This is a genomic window from Solwaraspora sp. WMMD937 (genome assembly GCF_029581175.1).
GTDB lineage: Bacteria > Actinomycetota > Actinomycetes > Mycobacteriales > Micromonosporaceae > Micromonospora_E.
Window position 1 is genome coordinate 260,081 of record NZ_CP120738.1, and the last position, 20,281, is coordinate 280,361.

Consider the following 20,281-nt stretch of genomic DNA (forward strand, 5'->3'; position numbering starts at 1 on the left):
ACGGGAACGGAGGCACGGATGGGGCGTACGCTGCGGCTCGGCCGACGGTCCCTGGCACCCGGGGACCTCGCGGTCATGGCGATCGTCAACCGTACGCCCGATTCGTTCTTCGACCGCGGCGCGACCTTCGCCGCGGACGCCGCGCTGCACGCGGTCGCCGCCGCGGTTGACGCTGGCGCGGACATCGTCGACATCGGCGGGGTGAAGGCCGGGCCCGGGACCGCCGTCGACGTGGCCGAGGAGATCGACCGTACGGTCGGCACGATCGCGGCGGTCCGGGCCGCCTTCCCGGACCTGGTCATCTCGATTGACACCTGGCGGGCCGAGGTGGCCAGGGAGGCGGTCGCGGCCGGCGCCGACCTGCTCAACGACACCTGGGCCGGTGCGGATCCCCGGCTCGCCGAGGTCGCGGCGGCGACCGGGGCGGGGCTGATCTGCTCGCACACCGGCGGCACCACGCCGCGCACCCGACCGCATCGGGCCGCGTTCGACGACGTGGTGGCCGACGTGGTGGGTACCGTGACCGGCCTCGCCGAGCGCGCGGTCGGTCTCGGGGTACGACCGGACGGCATCCTGATCGACCCGGCGCATGACTTCGGCAAGAACACCCGGCACTCGCTGGAGGTCACCCGGCGGCTCGCCGAACTGGTCGACACCGGCTGGCCGGTCCTGGTCGCCCTCTCGAACAAGGACTTCATCGGCGAGACCCTGGATCTGCCGGTCGACCAGCGGCTGGAGGGCACCCTGGCGGCGACGGCGGTCTCCGCCTGGTTGGGTGCCCGGGTGTTCCGGGCGCACCAGGTGGCGGCGACCCGGCGGGCGCTGGACATGGTGGCGTCGATCCGGGGCGACCGCCCGCCGGCGGTGTCCCGCCGGGCGTTGGCCTGACCGGGTTCGGGTAGCGGGTGCAGGTCAGGTCGCGGTCAGGTCCAGCGGAGCACGTTCTTGCGCCAGGCGTAAAGGATGCCCAGCGCCAGGACGGCCACGAAGACGCCCATCTCAGCGACGGTGACCAGGCCGAACCCCGGCCGGTCGAAGATCACCGCCCAGGGGAAGAGGAAGACCGCCTCCACCGCGAAGAGCACGTACAGGAACGCGTACACGTAGTAGCGGATCTGCGCCTGGGCCCAGTCGCCGCCCACCGGGTCGAGGCCGCACTCGTAGCTGGCCCGTTTACCGACCGGGTCAGCCGGGTGACCCGGCCGCAGCAACCGGTTGGCGCCGTAGCCGACTGTGAAGAAGGCGACGCCGACCAGCAGCAACAGCCCCAACGTCGCGTACGAGCCGAGGTAGCCCTGCATGTCCGGCAGCGTACCGTCCGGTCGTCGGGTCGGCGTGGGCCGAGCGGTGGAGACCGGCGTCGCCGCCCCGTGACCGTCGGGTGATTCCAGTCCCACCGGGCGGACCCGAGCCGGGTATCCGACCCGATCCGACGTAGGCTTTGCTGAGAGTGTCACCATGGTTAGGACGCCCTTACCGGACACCCCATCGTGGCACCGGGCAACGGCAGCGCCACGGCCGGCAACAGCCGCAGGACCGCCGGCAACCGCCCCAGCACGGCCGGCGATCCACGCCGCCGGCAGAAAACGAGGAGGTCAGCTCACGTGACCAAGCAGGTCCGTCAACTGGATCGGGTGGTCATCCGTTTCGCTGGCGACTCCGGTGACGGCATGCAGCTGACCGGCGACCGGTTCACCTCGGAGACCGCACAGCTCGGCAACGACATCTCCACGTTGCCGAACTTCCCGGCCGAGATCCGGGCTCCCGCCGGCACCCTGCCCGGGGTGTCCAGCTTCCAGGTGCACTTCGCCGACTACGACATCCTCACCCCCGGTGACTCGCCCAACGTCCTGGTCGCCATGAACCCGGCGGCGCTGAAGGCCAACCTCGGTGACCTGCCGCGCGGCGCGGACATCATCGTCAACACCGACGAGTTCACCCGCCGCAACCTGGCGAAGGTCGGGTACGCCACCAGCCCACTGGACGACGGCTCGCTCGACGGTTACGCCGTACACCCGGTGGCGCTGACCTCGATGACCATCGGCGCGCTCGCCGAGTTGTCCGTTTCGAAGAAGGACGCCGAGCGGGCGAAGAACATGTTCGCGCTGGGCCTGCTCTCCTGGATGTACTCCCGGCCGTACGAGTCCACCATCCGGTTCCTGGAGCGCAAGTTCGCCAAGCGTCCGGACCTGGTAGCGGCGAACATCGCCGCGTTCAAGGCCGGCTGGAACTTCGGCGAGACCACCGAGGACTTCTCGGTACGTTACGAGGTCAACCCGGCCCGGATGCGCCCGGGCACGTACCGCAACATCACCGGCAACGCGGCACTGTCGCTCGGGCTGGTGGCCGCCGGGGTCCGGGCCAAGCTGCCGGTCTTCCTCGGCGCCTACCCGATCACACCGGCCTCGGACATCCTGCACGAGTTGAGCAAGCACAAGCGGTTCGGTGTGGTCACCATGCAGGCCGAGGACGAGATCGCCGCGGTCGGCGCGGCGCTCGGCGCGGCGTACGGCGGCGCCCTCGGCATCACCACCACCTCCGGGCCCGGCGTGGCGCTCAAGGGCGAGACCATCTCGCTCGCCGTCGCGTTGGAGCTGCCGCTGGTGATCGTCGACGTGCAGCGGGCCGGGCCGTCCACCGGCATGCCGACCAAGACCGAGCAGGCCGACCTGAACATGGCGCTGTTCGGCCGGCACGGCGAGGCACCGGTCGCGGTGATCGCGCCGCGCTCGCCGTCGGACTGCTTCCACGCCGCCATCGAGGCGGCCCGGATCGCGCTCACCTACCGCACCCCGGTGCTGCTGCTGTCCGACAACTACGTGGCCAACGGTTCCGAGCCGTGGCTGCTGCCCGAGGTCGACTCCCTGCCCGACCTGCAGGTCGAGTTCGCCACCGAGGCCAACGACGACGACGGCAAGACCTTCCTGCCGTACCTGCGCGACCCGCAGACGCTGGCCCGGCCGTGGGCGATCCCCGGCACCCCCGGCCTGGAGCACCGCATCGGCGGTCTGGAGAAGGCCGACCGCACCGGCGACATCTCCTACGACCCGGCGAACCACGACTTCATGGTGCGGACCAGGCAGGCCCGGATCGACGCGATCCCGGTGCCGGACGTCGAGGTGGAGGATCCGGACGGCGACGCCCGGACGCTGGTGCTCGGCTGGGGCTCGACGTACGGGCCGATCGGCGCCGCCTGCCGGGCGTTGCGCCAGCGTGGCCTGTCGGTCGCCCAGGCGCATCTACGGCACCTGGCACCGCTGCCGGCCAACCTCGGCGAGGTGCTGCGCAACTACGACCGGGTGGTGATCCCGGAGATGAACCTCGGTCAACTGGCCCACGTGATCCGGGCCCGTTACCTGGTCGACGCGATCGGTTACAACCAGGTCCGTGGTCTGCCGTTCACCGCCACGGAGCTGGAAACCATGCTGGAAGAGGTCGTGAAGAATGTCTGAGCCCGCCCGCAACGGACGCCCCGGCGGTACGCCGGTGGCGGTCAAGCTCACCGCCAAGGACTTCAAGTCCGACCAGGAGGTGCGCTGGTGCCCCGGGTGCGGTGACTACGCGATCCTCGCCGCGGTGCAGTCATTCATGCCGGAGCTGAACATGCCCCGGGAGCGGATCGTCTTCGTCTCCGGCATCGGCTGCTCGTCGCGCTTCCCGTACTACATGAACACGTACGGTATGCACTCCATCCACGGCCGGGCGCCGGCGATCGCCACCGGCCTGTCGGTGTCCCGCCCGGATTTGTCGGTCTGGGTGGTGACCGGGGACGGTGACGCGCTGTCGATCGGCGGCAACCACCTGATCCACGCGCTGCGCCGCAATGTCAACCTCAAGATCCTGCTGTTCAACAACCGGATCTACGGGCTGACCAAGGGGCAGTACTCGCCGACGTCGGAGCTGGGGAAGATCACCAAGTCGACGCCGGTCGGCTCGGCCGACTCGCCGTTCAACCCGCTGTCGCTGGCCCTCGGCGCCGAGGCGACGTTCGTCGCCCGGACCATCGACTCCGACCGTAAGCATCTGCAGTCGGTGCTGCGCGCCGCCGCCGAGCACCAGGGTTCGGCGTTCGTGGAGATCTACCAGAACTGCAACATCTTCAACGACGGCGCGTTCGAGCAGTTGAAGGAGCCGGCGACCCGGGACGACTACCTGATCCGGCTGGAGCACGGCCAGCCGATCACGTTCGGGGCCGACGGGCAGTTCTGCGTGGTCCACCCGCCCGGCGGCTTCGGGTTGGAGGTCCGCGAGACCGCGTCGGTGCCGGCCGAGCAGATCGTGGTGCACGACGCCACGATCGCCGAGCCCGCCTACGCGTTCGCGCTGTCCCGGCTGCCCGCTGCCGATCTTCGCAACACGCCCATCGGGGTGTTCCGCAGCGTGTCGCGGCCCAGCTACGACAGCTTGATCCAGACCCAGGTCGAACAGGCCCGGGCGGCGGCCGAGGGCACCCCGGAGGAGCAGTTGGCCGGGCTGCTGCGCAGCGGCGACACCTGGTCGATCAACTGATCGGTGGCAGTCGGTTCGGATCTCAGCCGATCGACGGCGTGCTGGCCGAGGTCCGGTCGTCGCGGACATAGACCAGCAGGTCACCTGTCTCGATCTTGACGCTGTCCGGGTCGGCGAGTGACACCACCCGGCCGCGCCGGATCAGCGCGATCACCAGGTTGGCCAGTTGTCGTGGTGAGGTGCCCACCTCGTCGCGGTTCGCCGAACGCATCGCCAGCGCCATCCCCTGTCCCGGGGTGAGCAGATCCTCGACCACGTCGATCAGCGGCGGTGCCGAGGTGGACAGGCCGAGCAGCCGGCCCGCGGTGGCGGACGAGACGATGACATGGTGCGCGCCGCTCTGCCGCAGCAGCGGCGCGTTCTCCGCTTCCCGAGCGGCGGCGATGATCCGTACCTTCCCAGCGGTCAACTGCCGGACGGTCAGCGTGACCAGGACCGAGGCGTCGTCGCTGTCGGTCGCGATGATCACCGCCTTGGCGTGCTTGACGTGCGCCTCGTTGAGCACCGACGACCGGGTGGCCGATCCTTCGATGGCTACCAGCCCGGCGGAGGTCGCCTGCCGCAAGGCGATCCCGCTGCTCTCCACGACGACGATGTGCTGCTTGTCGAAGCCGTTCTCCAGCAGCGCGGAGACGGCGCTACGGCCCTTGGTGCCGTAGCCGCAGATGATCACGTGGTCCTTCACGTTCTTTCTCCACCGGGTCAGTCGAAGGTTCGTCCGGTACTGCTCGGTGAGCACCTCCAGGGTGGTGCCGACCAGGATGATCAGGAAGACCACTCGGGCGGGCGTGATGATCAGGACGTTGACCAGCCGGGCCGCCTCGGTGACCGGAGCGATGTCGCCGTACCCGGTGGTGGAGAGACTGACCACCGCGTAGTAGAAGCTGTCGAGCAGCGAGACGCCGTCGCCGTTGGCGTCCCGGTAGCCGTCGCGGTCGGCGTACACCACGGCCACCACGCCGAGCACCAGTCCGACCGCCGCCATCAGCCGCAGACTCAGTGCCCGAAGCGGCCCCTGCCGAACGGCGGGAAAGTGAATCACCGCCGGCCCGCCTCCGCCTTCATGTCCCCGTACACGCCCACAACATAGCTGTTCCGGGCTGCTTGATCTTGATCGCCTGGACAACACCTTGTGCCAGGTGCGTCCGGGACCGATCCGGTCGTATCCCGCCGCCTCAAATCTTGCTTAGAGACATTGCATCGGGACGCAGTGTTGTCGATGCTCACCCAGCGAGCCATCCATCCGCCAGTTTTCGGAGCAGTCTGTGCATCCACCACGACCGAGCGCCATTCCCGTCATCGCCCCGGGGACGGTATTACGACTCAGCAAGGACGACTGGCGGTACGGCGGACACAATCTCATACTCCAGGTGGAGCAGATGCGACCCGATCTGTCGGTCTATTACGACAATCGGTGGGTGTGGATCGTCGGACGGTCCCTCGGAACGGACGGCGGCGGGCTCGGCCGCGTGGTCGCTCTGGTCCGGGTCGCCGCGTTGCCCGGTGCACCCCGGGCCGACACCACCGACGTCGGCTGACCACAGGCCGGCCGGCCGACCGGGACCAGGTGACAGGGAGGGCCGAACAGCCGAGACGGCCGGGCGATGTGACCGGTCCGGCCGTCTCGTCTGTTTACACGCTGGTCGACAAACAATCAGGCCAACTAAAGATCGACTCCAGCTGATACCGCGAGACTGTGGACACGCTTGTGACCCACCGGTAACAAGCACGCCGACGCCACCCACGGACCGTCCACCGGAGGTATCGCGATGTCCCGACGCCTGACCACCCTGCTCACCGCCGCACTGCTCGGCCTCACCGCCGCCCTCGGCTCGGCCGGCCCGGTCGCCGCCGTGCCCGCCGACAAGCCTGCAGTGCTGTCCAGCTGGACCCAGACCAGCGCGAGCAGCTACAGCGCCTGGAACTCGGCCCGACTCAATCAGGGAGCCTGGACCACCTATCAGTTCGACTGGTCGACCGACTACTGCTCGTCCAGCCCGGACAACCCGCTCGGCTTCGACTTCCGGCTCTCCTGCCACCGGCACGACTTCGGCTACCGCAACTACAAGGCGATCGGCCAGTTCTCCGCCAACAAGGCACGGGTGGACAGCGCCTTCTACGAGGACCTCAAGCGGGCGTGTGCCCGCTACAGCAGCTTCGTCCGGCCAGCCTGCCTGAGCCTGGCCTGGACGTACTACCAGGCGGTACGCATCTTCGGCGCTCCGGTGGTGACCGCCGCCGACCTGGAGCGGGCCCGGCAACTGCAGGCCGCCGGGCCACGGCTGGCCGGCACCGACTGACCGGCACCGCCGCGCGCCGCATTGTGCCGCATCGGCCGGCCCGCCCTCCCAGGGCCGGGCCGGCCGCCGGTCACCACGGCCGGGCCGGCCGCCGGTCGCCACGGCCGCCGAGCGGGTCGGCGTCACCGACTGCGCCGGCGGACTCGTCGGCGAGCCACCGGGCGACGGTCGTCAGGTCCGGATGCTCAACGGCGAGCGCCAATGCCGCCGCCTCGACCAGACTCATCCGGCTGCCCTGCGCGTACCCGGCGTCGAACGCCCTGTCGCCGATCGCCGACCGTACCTTGGCCTGCTCCTGCGCCCAGTAGCCGCCGAACATGCCGGCCGTGCTGCGCAGCGCCGAGCGGGTCGCCTGAGCGGCACCGAACAGGCGAGCAGCGGTCGACGGGTCACCGCCCAGCGCGCACCGGACCGCCATCGCGTTCAACGTGTCGCAGGCCCGTCGGTGGAACCCGTACCGCATCCGGGAGCGCAGCGCCACCACCAGATGGTCGTGCGCGGCGACCAGGTCCCGGCGACCCAACGCCACCAGCCCGAGCAGCATGTCCACGGTCCGCCGGCCGCGCTCCGCCGGCCGGGCGGCCTCCGCCGGCCGGGCGGTGGCCAGCACCTCGGCGGCCTCGTCCAACGCCCCTCGCCGGCAGAGCAGCTCGGCCAGGCTGTACACGGCGAACAGCGCGTCGCCGACCGCGCCGTTCGCCGCTGCCCAGTCGATCACCCGCCGGCACACCTGCTCGGCCTCGACGAACTGCCCGAGATCGATGAGCGAGGCGCCCCGACCGGCCAGCACCCGGGCCAGCAGGCCCGCGTCGCCAGCCTGTCGGGCGGCGGCCTCCGCCCGGTGTGAGAACCGCATCTCCTCGCCGAACTCGCCGTCCGCGCCCGCGTGCTGCGAATGCATGTGGTACGCGGCCGCCAGCTCCGCCTCGGGAATCGCCTCGCCGGTCTCGGCGATCCGCCCGTACAGCCGGAACAGCCACAGTCGGCCTTCCCGGGCCAGGCCGCGTTCGCGCCACCACTGGTCGAGCCCGCTGGCGAGCTGCAGGCCACGCCGGGCACTGCCACCGGTGGTGCTCCACCGCAGCGCGGCCCGCAGCTCGTCGGCCAACGGATCGAGGGTGTACAGCGAAAGGGTGACCGGCTTGCCGTCCGGGCCCAGGTAGGCACGTTGCAACGCGTGCAGGGCCCAGGCCACGTGCCGGTCCCGGGCAGCCTGCTCCTCACCCGCTTCGACCAGCCGCCGTGCCGCGTACGCCCGGATCGGGTCGAGCATCCGGTAGCTGGTGCCGCCGGCCGCCGGCTCGGCCTGGATCATCGACTTGTCGACCAGCACCGCCAACGGCCCCAGCGGATCGTCCTCGAGCAGCCACTCCACGGTGGCCAGATCGATCGGTCCGGCAAAGACCGACATCCAGCGCAACAGGCGGGCCGCCCGGGGGGCCAGCGTCCGGTAGGACCAGGTGACCGTCGCCTGTAGCGTGCCGTGCCGCCGCCCGGCAGGGCGCTGCGCGTCGACCGGCTCCTCCTGCCCCGCGTCCAGCACCCCCAGGACATCGTCGAGGCGGTCCACGAGCTGCCCGACGGAGAGCACCCGCAGCCGGGCGGCGGCGAGCTCGATCGCCAGCGGCAACCCGTCCAGCCGGGCCGCCACCCGGTGCAGCTGGGCGGTCTCGGTCGGACCCGGCGGGTGACCACCACGGGCCGCCGCCGTGCGGTCCAGCAACAGTGCCACGGCGTCGCTGGGGCCGCCCGCCGGCCCCGGTTCGGCCGACATCGGCGGTATCCGCCACACCACCTCGCCGGGCACCCCCAGCGGCTCCCTGCTGGTCGTCAGCACCCGGACCTGCCGGCCACCCCCGAGCAGCCGGGCGATCACCTCGGCACACGCCGCCGGCTGGGCGTCGCAGGTGTCGAGCACCAGCAGCAGCCGGCGGGCGGCCGCATACTCGACGACGGTGTCCAGGATCGGCCGGCCCGGCTCCGGCCGCAGGCCGAACACCGCGGCGACGGCGAACGCGACCAGGCCGGGATCGGTCACCGTGGCAACATCGACGAACCACACGCCGTCCGGGTGGCCGGCCCTGGCCGGGTCCGCTGCCGGTGGTTCCGCGGCGGCACCGCCGCTGGCGTCGGCCGCGACCTCGATCGCCAGCCGGGTCTTGCCGGCACCGCCGGCACCCACCACGGTGACCAGCCGGTGTTCGGCGACCAGCTGGCGCAGCTCCTGGCGTTCGGTCCGGCGACCGACAAAGGAGCTGATCTGATTGGGCAGATTGTGGCTGGCCGAGTCGGCCGTACGCGGCCTGGGGAACTGGCGCTCCAGCCCGGCGGCGATCAACTGGAACAGCCGCTCCCGGTCGTCGAACCCGCGCAGCCGGTGCAGGCCGAGGTCGAGCAGCGAGACGCCGACCGGCAACGGGTCGGCGGCCTGGGCGGTCGCGGCGGAACAGAGGACCTGGCCACCGTGCGCCGCCGCCGCGATCCGCGCCGCGCGGTGCACCTCCGGGCTGGCGTACTCACCCCCGACCGGCTCGGCGTGCCCGGTGTGCAGCCCCATCCGCACCCGGGGTGCGACATCCGGGGTCGGCCACTCGTGCGCGGCCAGCGCCCGCTGCGCACGCCGGCAGGCGTCCAGTGCGGCGGACGCGTCGGCGAACGCCACGAAGAACGAATCCCCTTCGGTGAACAACTCCGTGCCGTCGCTGGCCGACAAGGTGCGCCGAACCAACCGTCGGTGTTCGCTGAGCACCGGGCGGTAGTCGCGGCCGAGCAGTCGGGCCAGCCTCGTCGATCCTTCGATGTCGGTGAACATGAAGGTGACCAGTCCGCTCGGCAGTGCGATCGGTGCCGACACCCGTGGAACCTCCGCCCCGCTGGGAAGTCGCGTTCATGCTGCCGCAGTCAGACAACCCAGCTCATCGCGAACCGGTCAGCGCTGTGGGTCAACTAGCATCCGCACCCGCCACCGCAGCAGCCGCCACCGCCGCCGGCCGGGGCTGGCGGCATGACCGGCAGCCCACCGGAGGTCCCGGCACCACGGCCGGTGATCGCAACGGTGGACAACAGTTTGACCGTGTCGGAATGTCCCTGCGGGCAGGACGCCGGATCGCCGGCCTGGGTCATCGGACGGTTGACCTCGAAGGTGTCGCCGCACGCGCGACAGCGGAACTCGTACCGGGGCATGTGGATAGGGTACGGCGGGAACTGACGCTTCCGGCCGGATGGGTGATACTCGACGGCATGGTCGAGGACGGGTCGGGCACGCCAGCACCACATCGGTTGCGTCCGGCGGTGCCGACGCCTGCCCGGCCGCCGCGGCAGGAGAGCATCCCGGAACCGGACCCGGTACGGTCGACCGACGCCGCGTCGACCGGCGATATCGGACCAGGCAGCGACACCGGACCGACCAGCGAGCCCCGACCACCCGGCGACAGCGAACCCGCCGGCGACGACACCCGGCCGACCGCTGGCAGCGGCACCCAGCCGACCGGGGCCTGCGCGGACGAGCAGGCGCGACCGGCGACCGATCCGCCCGGGCCGGCACCGGCATCGACACCGGCCACCACGCTTGCCGGGGTCGGTCGGCACCGGCGAGAGGACGCGCCGTTCGGCACCCGGATCGGCTGGCTGCACCCGGCTCGGCTGCGACCGGTCCGGCGCGGCCTCCGCCGGGCGGCCCGAGCGGCCGGAGCGTGGAGTCGCCGGCCGGCCGGGCGGCTGGCCCTGCCCGGGCTGCTCCTGCTCGCTCTGGTCGCCGGCAGCGGTGCCGCCGGTGCGGTGCTGGTCCCAGCGGCCGCCGGCAACCGGCAACCGGCCGCCTCGCCCACGGCGCTCGGCACCACCGCCGTACCGCAGATGCCCGAGTCCACGGACCCTGACCTGCTCGAGCCACCGGCGGATCCCCCGCTCGACGGCGGGCTGAACCCGGGTGCCCCGACCCGGCCGGCCACGGTCCTCGCCGCCTGGGCGACCCGCACCGCCAGCCGGGTCGACATACCGGTGGTGGCGATGGAGGCGTACGGCTACGCCGAGTTGGTGCTGGCCACCACCACGCCGGACTGCCGGCTGTCGTGGACCACGCTGGCCGCGATCGGCATGATCGAGTCGGCCCACGGCCGGGCGAACGGGTCACGGTTGGACGCCGACGGCCGCGCCGTACCGCCGATCACCGGGCTGCCGTTGGACGGTGCCGGCGGACGTCAGCGGATCACCGACACCGACAACGGCGAGTTGGACAACGACCCGGTGTACGACCGGGCGGTCGGCCCGATGCAGTTCATCCCGACCACCTGGGCGGAATTCGCGGTGGACGCGGACAACGACGGTGTCATCGATCCGCAGGATATTGATGACGCCAGCCTCGCTGCTGCTAACTACTTGTGCCGGAACGGGCGCGATCTGTCCACAGCTTCTGATTGGTGGAGCGCGATCCTGTCGTACAACAACGTGCAGCCGTACGCCCAGGCGGTCTTCGACACCGCCAACGACTACGGTGTCCGTAGCCGTACTTAGTGCAATCAGATAGCCACAATTTCCGGCCCGGCCACTTTCGCAACTGGCGACTTGGCGGCAAGCTAGACGCGTGATGGTACGCGAGTGGGACCCCCGAACCGCGTCGTCCGCCGAGATCTCATCTCTGCTGGACTGTCTCAACCGGGTATTCGAGGCTGACCTGCCAGGTGATCCGTACTGGCGGCCGGACTTCCTGCGGGAGTACCTGACCGAAACCATGCCCGGGGTCCGACGGATCTGCTGGCTGGCCGAGGAAACCACCGACGACGGCCGGCCGGGGCCGGTCAACGGGCACGTCAACGTGCTGCTCCTCGGCGACATCGGAGTGCTCGAGATCCTGGTCCGGCCCAACGCCCGGCGCAACGGCCTGGGCCGGGAACTGCTGGCGCTCGCCGTACGCCGCGCCTACCACGAGGGGTTCAGCTCGGTCGGTGTCGAGGTCATCGGGGGCACCTGCGCCGTCGACTTCTACGAGTCACTGGGGTTCGCCCGCCAGTTCCGGGAGATCCGCAGCGTGCTCCGACTGCCGGCGGTCGACTGGACCGCGATCGAGAAGACGGCGCAGGACCCGGTCCCCGGGTACCAGATCGAGTTTCACCCGGGCGGGCCGCCGGAGGGCCTGGTCGATGCGTACGCCCGGACCAAGGCCGAGCAGAGCGTGCCGGAGGACGGCGACCTGGACCTGCGGCCCAGCTCCTACGACCCGGACCGGCTCCGGGACAGCCTCGACTGCCTACGTCGCCGCGGCATGACGCCGTACATCGTGCTGGCCCGGCACCTGGCCAGCGGCGCGGTGGCCGGGCTGACCGAGGTGGTGGTGCCGGCTCAGCACCCGACCCGGGCCGACCAGTACGACACCATCGTCGCCCAGGCCCACCTGGGGCACGGCATAGACCGGGCGATCAAGGCACGGATGCTGCTGGAGCTGCGTACCGTCGAGCCGCGGCTGGCCGAGGTGCAGACCTGGAACGCCGAGGGCGACGAGGATCTGATCGCGATCAACGCGGAACTCGGCTACCAGCCCGACCGGGACTGGTGGGACTACGGAGCCGACATCCCGACCCTGATGCACCGGCTCGGCGTGCGCAGCTGAACGACCCGGGTCGGTGGATGCGCCATCGACCCGGGCTGGCGGGTGCCGTCGACACCCCCGGTCAGAGGGCGTTCGCGACCTCCGTCGCCCAGTAGGTGAGGATGATCTGCGCGCCGGCCCGCCGGATCGACGTCAACGTCTCCAGGATCACCCGGTCCCGGTCGATCCAGCCGTTCGCGGCGGCAGCCTCGACCATCGCGTACTCGCCGGAGACCTGGTAGGCGGCGACCGGGACGTGCACCCGCTGGCGGACCGCCGCGATCACGTCCAGGTACGGCAGCGCCGGCTTGACCATCACCAGGTCGGCGCCCTCGGCGACATCCAGCTCGACCTCGCGCAGCGACTCCCGCAGATTCGCCGGATCCTGCTGGTAGGTCCGCCGGTCACCGACCAGCGCCGACTCCACCGCCTCGCGGAACGGCCCGTAGAACGCCGAGGCGTACTTCGCCGCGTACGCGAGCAGTGCTGTGTCGGTGTACCCGGCCGCGTCCAACGCCCGGCGCACCACCCCGACCTGGCCGTCCATCATCCCGGACGGGCCGAGCATGTCCGCGCCGGCTTCGGCCTGCGCGACAGCCAGCTGCGCGTACGCGGCGAGCGTCGCGTCGTTGTCCACCGTCCCGTCGGCGGCGAGCAGGCCACAGTGCCCGTGCGAGGTGAACTCGTCGAGGCAGAGGTCGCTCATCACCACGGTGGCGTCACCGACCTCGGCGACCACGTCCCGGATGGCGACGTTCAGCACCCCGGCCGGGTCGACACCGGCGGAACCGGTCGCGTCCCGGCGCTGCGGCACGCCGAACAGCATGATCCCGCCGACCCCGGCCGCCACCGCCTCGGCGGCGGCCTTGCGCAACGAGTCCCGGCTGTGCTGGACCACACCGGGCAGCGACGGGATCGGTCGCGGCCCGGTGAGCCCTTCCTTGACGAACATCGGCAGCACCAGCTCGGCCGGGGACAGCCGGGTCTCCTCGACCAGCCGCCGCACCGCGGCGGTGCGGCGCAGCCGGCGTGGCCGGCTCTGCGGGTACGTCATCGCCCATCGTCTCCTGGCTCAGGCGGTCGCCGACTCGGTGGCCGCGCAACGGTCAGCCTGCGCACTGGTCGCCGGCTCAGCGGAACCGCAGCGCCGTCGGACCCTGCACCTTGGAACCGCGCCGTTGCTTGGCCGGCATCGCCACCAGCTTCTCCCGCAGCTCGACCGCATAGCCCGCCAGCGCCTCGACCAGCTCCGGCACCGACGCGTGCGCCGGCTGCACGTCCACCCGCAGGCCGAACTCGGTGGCGGTCTCGGCGGTCTTCGGGCCGATCACCGCGACCACCGTCCGGGCGTGCGGCTTGCCGGCGATACCGACCAGGTTGCGAACGGTGGACGAGGAGGTGAACAGCACCGCGTCGAAGCCGCCGGACTTGATCGCGTCGCGGATCTCGGCCGGCGGCGGCGCGGCCCGCACCGTCCGGTACGCGGTGACGTCGTCGACCTCCCAGCCGCGCTCGGTCAGCCCGGCGGCGAGGGTCTCGGTGGCGATGTCCGCCCGGGGCAGCAGCACCCGGCCCACCGGGTCGAGGATCTCGTCGTGCGGCGAGAACTCGGCCAGCAGCCCTTCGGAGGACTGCTCACCGGCCGGCACCAGCTCGGGCTGGATTCCGAAGGCGCGGACCGCGTCCGCGGTCGCCTCGCCGATGCAGGCGATCTTGACCCCGCCGAAGTGCCGGGCGTCCAGTCCGTGCTCAGCGAACTTCTCCCACACCGCCCGTACGGCGTTGACCGAGGTGAAGACGACCCAGGCGTACCGGCCGTCGACCAGGCCCTTGACCGCCCGCTCCATCTGCGCCGGGGTACGCGGCGGCTCGACCGCGATGGTCGGCACCTCGCACGGGATGGCGCCGTAGGCGCGCAGCTGGGCGCTCATCACGCCGGCCTGCTCCTTGGTCCGCGGCACGAGCACCTTCCAGCCGTACAGCGGCCGGTTCTCCCACCAGCTCAGCTTGTCCCGCTCGGCTACCCCGGCACCGAGGGTGAGCACCACCCGACCGGTGAAACCGAGCGCGGCGGCGACGAAGCTGTCCACCGTCGAGGTGGTGGTGTACTGGGTCTCGCCGGTCCCGTCCCCGGTCACCGCGACCGAGGTGGCACCGTCGACGCCGGCGGCGAGCAGTCCGTCGCGGACCGCGGCGAGCTCCCCGGCGTCGACCGCGAGGGCGAGCGAGCCCCGGCCGACCGCCGCGGCGAGCGCCTCGAAGTCGAGGCAGGCGGTGTCGTCGACGTCGGCCACCGTACGGATGCCGGGCAGCGGCACCCCGGCGTAGCCGGCCACCCCTTCGGCCTGGCTGACCCCGGGGACCACCTCGAACGGCACTGCGGTACGCGCGACGGCCTGCACCTCGGTCACCACCGCGTGGTGACCGAACGGGTCGCCGCAGACCAACCGAACCGCGGCCTGCCCGGACCGGGCGGCGGAGATCAGCACCTTTGCCACGTCACCTGGCGCGCCCTCGGCCGGGCTGAGCTGGGTGTCCGTTTTGGCGCTGGCGCGGACCGCGGCGAGCAGCGTCTCCGGGACGCCCCGGTCGTAGACGACCTGGTCCGCCTCGGCCAGGGCGTCGTGCGCCCGGCGGGTCAGCAGGCCCGGGTCGCCGGGGCCGGCGCCCACGAACGCGATGTGGCCGGCGAGCTTACGGGTGCGGGTCATTTATGCTCCCCATGTTCTGGGTCGTCGCGCCGGACGGATTGGGCGCTGAAGGTCGCTGGGGTACCACGCCGTCGCCATCCGCGGTCCTGGACGGACCGCCGGGCGTGGCCCCCGGAAGGATCGTGTCGGCTCCGGCGTCGAGCAGCTCGGCGGCGAGCGCCGCGCCGATCTCGACGGCGGTGGCCGGGGGACCGGTGCGCGACAGTCTGATCTCCCGGAGTCCGTCCGGGCTGATCACCGCCCCGCGCAGGTAGATCTCGTCGCCGTCATCCCCCTCGGCGACTTCCGCGTACGCCGCGACCGGTGCGCTGCAGCCGGCCTCCAGCGTCGCGAGCAACGACCGTTCCGCGGCGACCGCGGCCCGGGTCGGTGCATGGTCGAGCGTGCCGAGCAGCTCGACCAGGTCGGTGTCGTCGGCCCGGCATTCGACGGCCAGGGCGCCCTGGGCGGGCGCCGGCAGCATCAGCATCGGGTCGAGAGTCTCGGTGATCTCGGCGGTCCGGCCGAGCCGGGCCAGGCCGGCCCGGGCCAGCACGATCGCGTCGAGATCGGGCTGCGGGCCGCGCACCCGGCCGATCCGGGTGTCGACGTTGCCCCGGATCGGGGTGACCACGAGCTGACGGCCGAGGGCGTTCAGCTGGGCGATCCGGCGCAGTGCCCCGGTGCCGACGGTGGCCCCCGGCGCGAGCTCGGCGAGCATCCGGCCGTCCCGGCTGATCAACGCGTCACGCGGATCCTCCCGGGGCGGCACCGCCGCGACCAGCAGCTCCGCCTGGCCGGCGGTGGGCAGGTCCTTGTACGAGTGGACCGCGAAGTCGATCTCCTTGGCCAGCAGCGCGTCGCGCAGCGCGGATACGAACACGCCGACGCCGAGCGCGGCGACCGGCGCGGTGGACCGGTCCCCGGCGGTGACGATCTCCACCAGTTCGACGTCGCGGCCGGTGGCGGAGCGCAGCGCGGCGGCGACCCGACCGGACTGGGCGGTGGCCAGGGCGCTGCCCCGGGTGCCCAGGCGCAACACACTCATCGGTCGGCCTCCAGGTCCGGCACGTCGCCGGCGGTGGAGGTGCCCGGCACCTCCAGGTCGAACAGTTGGCGCAGCAGCGCGGCGTACTGGTCACCACCGGGCTCGGCGGCGAGCTGACGCACCCGTACGGTCGGCGAGTGCAGCAGCCGCTGGACCACCCGGTGCACGGTGTGCGCGACCTCGGCGCGCTGGTCGTCGGTGAGGTCAGGCCGACGCTGCGCGAGTCGGCGCAGCTCGGCGCCGACCACGTCGTCGGCGCGGCCGCGTAGCGCGGCCACGGTGGGGGCCACGTCCGCGCCGCGCATCCAGCTGAGGAACGACTCCACCTCGGTGTCGACGATCCGGGTGACGGCCGCCGTGTCGGTCGCGGCGGGCGCGTCGGTGAGTGCGCCGGCCAGGCCGTCGATGTCGATCACCGCGACGCCGGGCAGCGCTGCGGCGGCCGGCTCCACGTCCCGGGGTACGGCGAGGTCGAGCAGGACCAGCGGACCGGTCCGGTCGCCCGGGCGGGCGGCCAGCACCCCGGTGACGGCGTCGCGGGTGAGCACCGGCTCGGCCGAGGCGGTGGCGCTGATCACCAGGTCGACCTGGCTGAGCGCAGCCGGCAACTGGTCGTACGGCACCGCGGTGGCACCGTACGCACCGGCCAGCCGGACCGCCCGGTCGTCCCGGCGGTTGACCACCCGGATCGACTCGACTCCCAGCCGGGCCAGGGTGGCGACCGCCAGGGCGCCCATCGCGCCCGCGCCGAGGACCAGCACCGGCCGGCCGGGCAGCCCACCGGGCAGCAGTTCGCCGCCGACCCGCAGGGCCGCGCTGACCACGCTCTGGCCGGCCCGGTCGATCCCGGTCTCGGCGTGCGCCCGCTTGCCGACCCGCAGCGCCTGCTGCATGAGCTCGTGCAGCAGCCGGCCGGTGGCGTCGGCCTCGTTGGCGACGTGGTAGGCGTCGCGCAACTGGCCGAGGATCTGCGCCTCACCGACCACCATCGAGTCGAGCCCGGCAGCCACCCGGAACGTGTGTTCGACGGCGGCCTGGCCGTAGTGCACGTACAGGTGGTCGGCCAGCTCGCCGGGGGCGCTGCCGACCCGGTCACCCAGCACGCCGCAGATGTCGGCGAGACCGCCGTGGAATCCGGTGACCGCCGCGTAAACCTCGACCCGGTTGCAGGTGGAGAGCACGACGGCGGCGTCAACGTACGGCTGGGCGAGCAGCCGGCGCAGCGTCTCGGGCACGTCGGTCGGGGCGACGGCCAACCGCTCCAGGGTGGCGACCGGCGTGGTCCGGTAGGACGCGCCGACGACGAGAAGGTTCATGAGCCGACCGCCTCCGCCGGGCCGGCCGAGTCGAAGCTGGCACCGGACGCGTCGAAGCTGGCCGCGGCGGCGTCAAAGGATGCCGCGGCGGCGGGCCCGCCGCCCAGCCCACCTGGCAGCGCCGTCAGCCCCGGCACGCCGTGGTCGTGACCGGAGGCCGACTTGCGGTGCTCGTGGAAGGAGAGGATCTGCAACTCGATCGCCAGGTCGACCTTGCGGACGTCGACTCCGGCGGGCACCACCAGTACGCACGGCGCGAAGTTGAGGATGCTGGTGACTCCGGCGGCCACCAACTGGTCGGCGACCTGCTGCGCGGCCGCGGCCGGGGTGGCGATCACCCCGATGGCGATCGACTCCTCGGCGGCCACCGCCGGCAGGTCGTCGATGTGCCGGACCACCAGTCCGTTGATCTGTTCACCGACCCGGTCGGTGTCGGCGTCGAAGAGCGCGGCGATGCGGAACCCCCGGCTGGCGAAGCCGGCGTAGCCGGCCAGCGCGTGGCCGAGGTTGCCGACCCCGACGAGCGCGACGGCCCGCCGATGGGTGAGCCCGAGCACGTACTCGATCTGCTCGATCAGCAACGCGATGTCGTAGCCCACGCCACGGGTACCGTACGAGCCGAGTTGGGACAGGTCCTTGCGCAGCTTGGCGGAGTTGACTCCGGCCGCGCTGGCCAGCCCTTCACTGGAAACGGTCTCGTGACCGGCGTCGGCGAGAGTGTGCAGGGCACGGAGATACTCCGGGAGTCGCGCGACCGTCGCCTCAGGGAGGTCCGGCAGCGCCGGAACGGCGTCGACCCGGCCGGACGCGCCTGGCTGGCGGTGCTGACTCATGTGTCTCCGTGCGATGCGATCATTGACCCGCCGGCCCGGCCGGTCAGTCCGGTGCCCCTGTGGCAACCGCCGTCACCTGTTGTGCTATCGGGGCTCGTCAGGATTACAGCGTAGGCGCTTGTGAACGCGTGCACAAATCGCGATCTTGATCGACGGTGATGGACGAGCCACTGGATCCACGCTACCCGTCACACCGGTTTCATCCGGCGACAGCAGCACCATTATTACCAATTTCCGGCTTTTTGCCGCGCGCCGCTCCGACAGGGGGGGGGACAACCCCACCGCGATCGGCGGGCCGGCAGGAGTGACCGGCCCGCCACCTGGCACCTAGCGTCACTGCCTTGACTTCCTCCCCGCCTAAGGGACGGGGATTCCCTGGGTTGCCCCAGGGGGTTCCCGTTTCACCGACGACCGCCCTGTCCGAGAGGAGGACTCCCGGTGAGGTCGCACGCCGCCTCCACAGGCAGTCACGGAGAGCCCCTCCGCGAGGATGTTGCGGGCCGCGTCGACGTCCCGGTCGTGGGCCTGCCCGCACCGGCAGGTCCACGACCGGACGGCCAACGGCATCCGGTCGGCCAGTTCGCCGCAGGTGGAGCACCCTCGGGTCGACGGGATCCAGCGGTCCACGACCACCAGGTCCCGGCGGCTTTCCCTGCCCTGCTGCGCAGGGGTTCCGTCTCCTCCCCGGAAGGACTCTGATGACCGCAGTCGGCATTCCGCCCGCCCTCGCACCGGCCAGCCGGCAGACGACGTTGCGTCGGCTCGCCAACGACTCCCTGTACGTACTCACCAGCCTGCCGCTCGCGTTGGCGAACTTCGTCGTCGGCGTCGTCGGTTTCGCACTCGGCGTCGGCCTGGTGGTCACCGTCGTCGGCCTGCCGGTGCTCAGCGGCACGCTGGCCACCGTCCGCGCGTTCGCCCAGCTCGAACGGCACCGGATGGCCGGGGTCCTGGCCGCCGCCCGGGTGCAGCCGCGATACGTGACGCCGGGACCGGACGCCGGCACCTGGCGACGGATCCTCGCCCCGCTCACCGACCCCCAGTCCTGGCTCGATCTGGCGTTCGGTGTGCTGCGCCTACCGGTGGCCCTGATCGCCGTGCCGGTCACCGTCACCTGGTGGGCCGGGGCGCTGGCCGGCTCGCTCTACTGGACGTACGACTGGTTACTGCCCGCCGACCCGGAGGACGGCCTGGCGCCGCTGCTCGGCCTCGGCGACGCGTCAGGGACCCGGATCGCGTTGTACACCGCGATCGGGCTGTTCTTCCTGGTCACCCTGCCGATCGTGGTACGCGGTTGCGCGTTGCTGCAAGCCGGCCTCGCCCGCGGCCTGCTCACCGGGGTGGCGCAGATGCGCGACCGGATCACCGACCTGGAGGAGCAGCGGCAGGCCGCGGTCAGCGCGGAGGCGACCGCACTGCGCCGGCTGGAACGCGACATCCACGACGGGCCGCAGCAGCGACTCGTCCGGCTCGCGATGGACCTGGGGCGGGCCCGCGAGCAGTTGGCGGCCGACCCGGACGCCGCCCGGCGTACCCTGGACGAGGCGCTGGACCAGACCCGGGAGACGCTGGCCGAGCTACGTGCCCTGTCCCGTGGCATCGCACCGCCGATCCTGGTCGACCGGGGGTTGCCCAGTGCGCTCGCCGCCCTGGCCGGACGCGGCGTGGTACCGGTCGACCTGTCGGTCGACCCCCGGCTCGGCACGGCCGCGACACGGCCCGACCCGGCCGTGGAGAGCAGTGCCTACTTCGTGGTGGCCGAGGCGCTGACCAACGTCGCCAAGCACAGCGGGGCAACCGCCTGCAGTGTCGGGGTACACCGCCACGACGGCGGGTTGACAATCGTGGTGGCCGACGACGGAACCGGCGGTGCCCACCTCGCCAAGGGGCACGGACTGGCCGGACTCGCCGACCGGGTGCGGGCGCACGGCGGCACTCTCGCGGTGCACAGCCCACCGGGCGGGCCTACCGAGATCCGCGCCGAGCTGCCCGGCTGAGCCG

The 20,281-nt window shown here is 72.0% G+C and carries 15 protein-coding genes and 2 pseudogenes; 8 read left to right on the plus strand and 9 right to left on the minus strand.

Going from position 1 to position 20,281, the window contains the following annotated elements; genetic code table 11:
- Positions 1-18 precede the first annotated feature (18 nt).
- Positions 19-888 (plus strand): dihydropteroate synthase, encoded by an 870-nt coding sequence (gene folP, locus O7621_RS01205; RefSeq protein WP_278171609.1) that lies wholly within the window; start codon positions 19-21, stop codon positions 886-888.
- Between the two features lie 35 nt (positions 889-923).
- Here folP and O7621_RS01210 read toward each other — a convergent pair whose 3' ends face one another.
- Positions 924-1,301: an NADH-quinone oxidoreductase subunit A gene (locus O7621_RS01210; protein WP_123605728.1), complete on the minus strand. Its 378-nt coding sequence runs from the start codon at positions 1,299-1,301 to the stop codon at positions 924-926.
- A gap of 303 nt (positions 1,302-1,604) precedes the next feature.
- On the opposite strand from O7621_RS01210, the gene O7621_RS01215 reads away from it, so the two are divergent.
- Together O7621_RS01215 and O7621_RS01220 are read left to right on the plus strand one after the other, a co-directional pair.
- Entirely contained in the window at positions 1,605-3,452 is a 1,848-nt protein-coding gene (locus tag O7621_RS01215; RefSeq protein ID WP_282232353.1) for a 2-oxoacid:acceptor oxidoreductase subunit alpha, read from the plus strand.
- The gene (locus tag O7621_RS01220) at positions 3,445-4,509 is read left to right on the plus strand and encodes a 2-oxoacid:ferredoxin oxidoreductase subunit beta (protein ID WP_278171615.1); all 1,065 of its coding nucleotides are present in this window, start codon (positions 3,445-3,447) and stop codon (positions 4,507-4,509) included. The genes O7621_RS01215 and O7621_RS01220 overlap by 8 nt, the downstream gene beginning before the upstream one ends.
- Positions 4,510-4,531: 22 nt before the next feature.
- On the opposite strand, the gene O7621_RS01225 is transcribed toward O7621_RS01220, so the two are convergent.
- Positions 4,532-5,551: a potassium channel family protein gene (locus O7621_RS01225; protein WP_282232354.1), complete on the minus strand. Its 1,020-nt coding sequence runs from the start codon at positions 5,549-5,551 to the stop codon at positions 4,532-4,534.
- Positions 5,552-5,888: 337 nt separating this feature from the next.
- Here O7621_RS01225 and O7621_RS01230 point away from each other — a divergent pair, with 337 nt between their 5' ends.
- Entirely contained in the window at positions 5,889-6,047 is a 159-nt protein-coding gene (locus O7621_RS01230) for a hypothetical protein (protein ID WP_282232355.1), read from the plus strand.
- 231 nt (positions 6,048-6,278) lie between these two features.
- Positions 6,279-6,809: a phospholipase gene (locus O7621_RS01235; RefSeq protein WP_282232356.1), complete on the plus strand. Its 531-nt coding sequence runs from the start codon at positions 6,279-6,281 to the stop codon at positions 6,807-6,809.
- Positions 6,810-6,879: 70 nt separating this feature from the next.
- On the opposite strand, the gene O7621_RS01240 is transcribed toward O7621_RS01235, so the two are convergent.
- Positions 6,880-9,663, minus strand: coding sequence for an adenylate/guanylate cyclase domain-containing protein (locus O7621_RS01240; protein ID WP_282232357.1), 2,784 nt, complete (start codon positions 9,661-9,663; stop codon positions 6,880-6,882).
- Between the two features lie 92 nt (positions 9,664-9,755).
- Positions 9,756-9,992, minus strand: coding sequence for a zinc ribbon domain-containing protein (locus tag O7621_RS01245; RefSeq protein ID WP_278171620.1), 237 nt, complete (start codon positions 9,990-9,992; stop codon positions 9,756-9,758).
- 108 nt (positions 9,993-10,100) lie between these two features.
- Between O7621_RS01245 and O7621_RS01250 the strand changes: the two genes are divergently transcribed.
- Both O7621_RS01250 and O7621_RS01255 read left to right on the plus strand, forming a co-directional pair.
- Entirely contained in the window at positions 10,101-11,321 is a 1,221-nt protein-coding gene (locus O7621_RS01250; RefSeq protein WP_282232358.1) for a lytic murein transglycosylase, read from the plus strand.
- 73 nt (positions 11,322-11,394) lie between these two features.
- Positions 11,395-12,414, plus strand: coding sequence for a GNAT family N-acetyltransferase (locus tag O7621_RS01255; RefSeq protein ID WP_282234812.1), 1,020 nt, complete (start codon positions 11,395-11,397; stop codon positions 12,412-12,414).
- A gap of 61 nt (positions 12,415-12,475) precedes the next feature.
- Here O7621_RS01255 and hemB read toward each other — a convergent pair whose 3' ends face one another.
- From hemB to O7621_RS01280, 5 genes and pseudogenes are all read right to left on the minus strand, one after another.
- Positions 12,476-13,447 carry a porphobilinogen synthase gene (gene hemB / locus O7621_RS01260; RefSeq protein WP_282232359.1) on the minus strand — a complete coding sequence of 324 codons (972 nt, stop codon included), beginning with the start codon at positions 13,445-13,447 and terminating at the stop codon, positions 12,476-12,478.
- 76 nt (positions 13,448-13,523) lie between these two features.
- Positions 13,524-15,104: a uroporphyrinogen-III synthase gene (locus O7621_RS01265; protein ID WP_282232360.1), complete on the minus strand. Its 1,581-nt coding sequence runs from the start codon at positions 15,102-15,104 to the stop codon at positions 13,524-13,526.
- Between the two features lie 115 nt (positions 15,105-15,219).
- A pseudogene (gene hemC / locus O7621_RS01270) lies at positions 15,220-16,131 on the minus strand (hydroxymethylbilane synthase); the annotation flags it as partial.
- The gene (locus O7621_RS01275) at positions 16,128-17,447 is read right to left on the minus strand and encodes a glutamyl-tRNA reductase (protein WP_282232361.1); all 1,320 of its coding nucleotides are present in this window, start codon (positions 17,445-17,447) and stop codon (positions 16,128-16,130) included. The gene O7621_RS01275 and the pseudogene hemC, both read right to left, overlap by 4 nt.
- Positions 17,448-17,602: 155 nt before the next feature.
- Positions 17,603-18,280 (minus strand): annotated as a pseudogene (locus tag O7621_RS01280) (redox-sensing transcriptional repressor Rex); the annotation flags it as partial.
- A gap of 698 nt (positions 18,281-18,978) precedes the next feature.
- Between O7621_RS01280 and O7621_RS01285 the strand changes: the two are divergent.
- Entirely contained in the window at positions 18,979-20,277 is a 1,299-nt protein-coding gene (locus O7621_RS01285) for a sensor histidine kinase (RefSeq protein WP_282232362.1), read from the plus strand.
- Positions 20,278-20,281 lie beyond the last annotated feature (4 nt).

Excerpts from the sequence above, each read along its gene's own strand:
- folP (WP_278171609.1), top strand. The coding sequence starts at position 19 with ATGGGGCGTACGCTGCGGCTCGGCCGACGGTCCCTGGCACCCGGGGAC.
- O7621_RS01265 (WP_282232360.1), bottom strand. The coding sequence starts at position 15,104 with ATGACCCGCACCCGTAAGCTCGCCGGCCACATCGCGTTCGTGGGCGCC.
- O7621_RS01235 (WP_282232356.1), top strand. The coding sequence starts at position 6,279 with ATGTCCCGACGCCTGACCACCCTGCTCACCGCCGCACTGCTCGGCCTC.
- hemB (WP_282232359.1), bottom strand. The coding sequence starts at position 13,447 with ATGACGTACCCGCAGAGCCGGCCACGCCGGCTGCGCCGCACCGCCGCG.
- O7621_RS01255 (WP_282234812.1), top strand. The coding sequence starts at position 11,395 with ATGGTACGCGAGTGGGACCCCCGAACCGCGTCGTCCGCCGAGATCTCA.
- O7621_RS01220 (WP_278171615.1), top strand. The coding sequence starts at position 3,445 with ATGTCTGAGCCCGCCCGCAACGGACGCCCCGGCGGTACGCCGGTGGCG.
- O7621_RS01285 (WP_282232362.1), top strand. The coding sequence starts at position 18,979 with ATGACCGCAGTCGGCATTCCGCCCGCCCTCGCACCGGCCAGCCGGCAG.
- O7621_RS01210 (WP_123605728.1), bottom strand. The coding sequence starts at position 1,301 with ATGCAGGGCTACCTCGGCTCGTACGCGACGTTGGGGCTGTTGCTGCTG.
- O7621_RS01275 (WP_282232361.1), bottom strand. The coding sequence starts at position 17,447 with ATGAACCTTCTCGTCGTCGGCGCGTCCTACCGGACCACGCCGGTCGCC.
- O7621_RS01230 (WP_282232355.1), top strand. The coding sequence starts at position 5,889 with ATGCGACCCGATCTGTCGGTCTATTACGACAATCGGTGGGTGTGGATC.
- O7621_RS01245 (WP_278171620.1), bottom strand. The coding sequence starts at position 9,992 with ATGCCCCGGTACGAGTTCCGCTGTCGCGCGTGCGGCGACACCTTCGAG.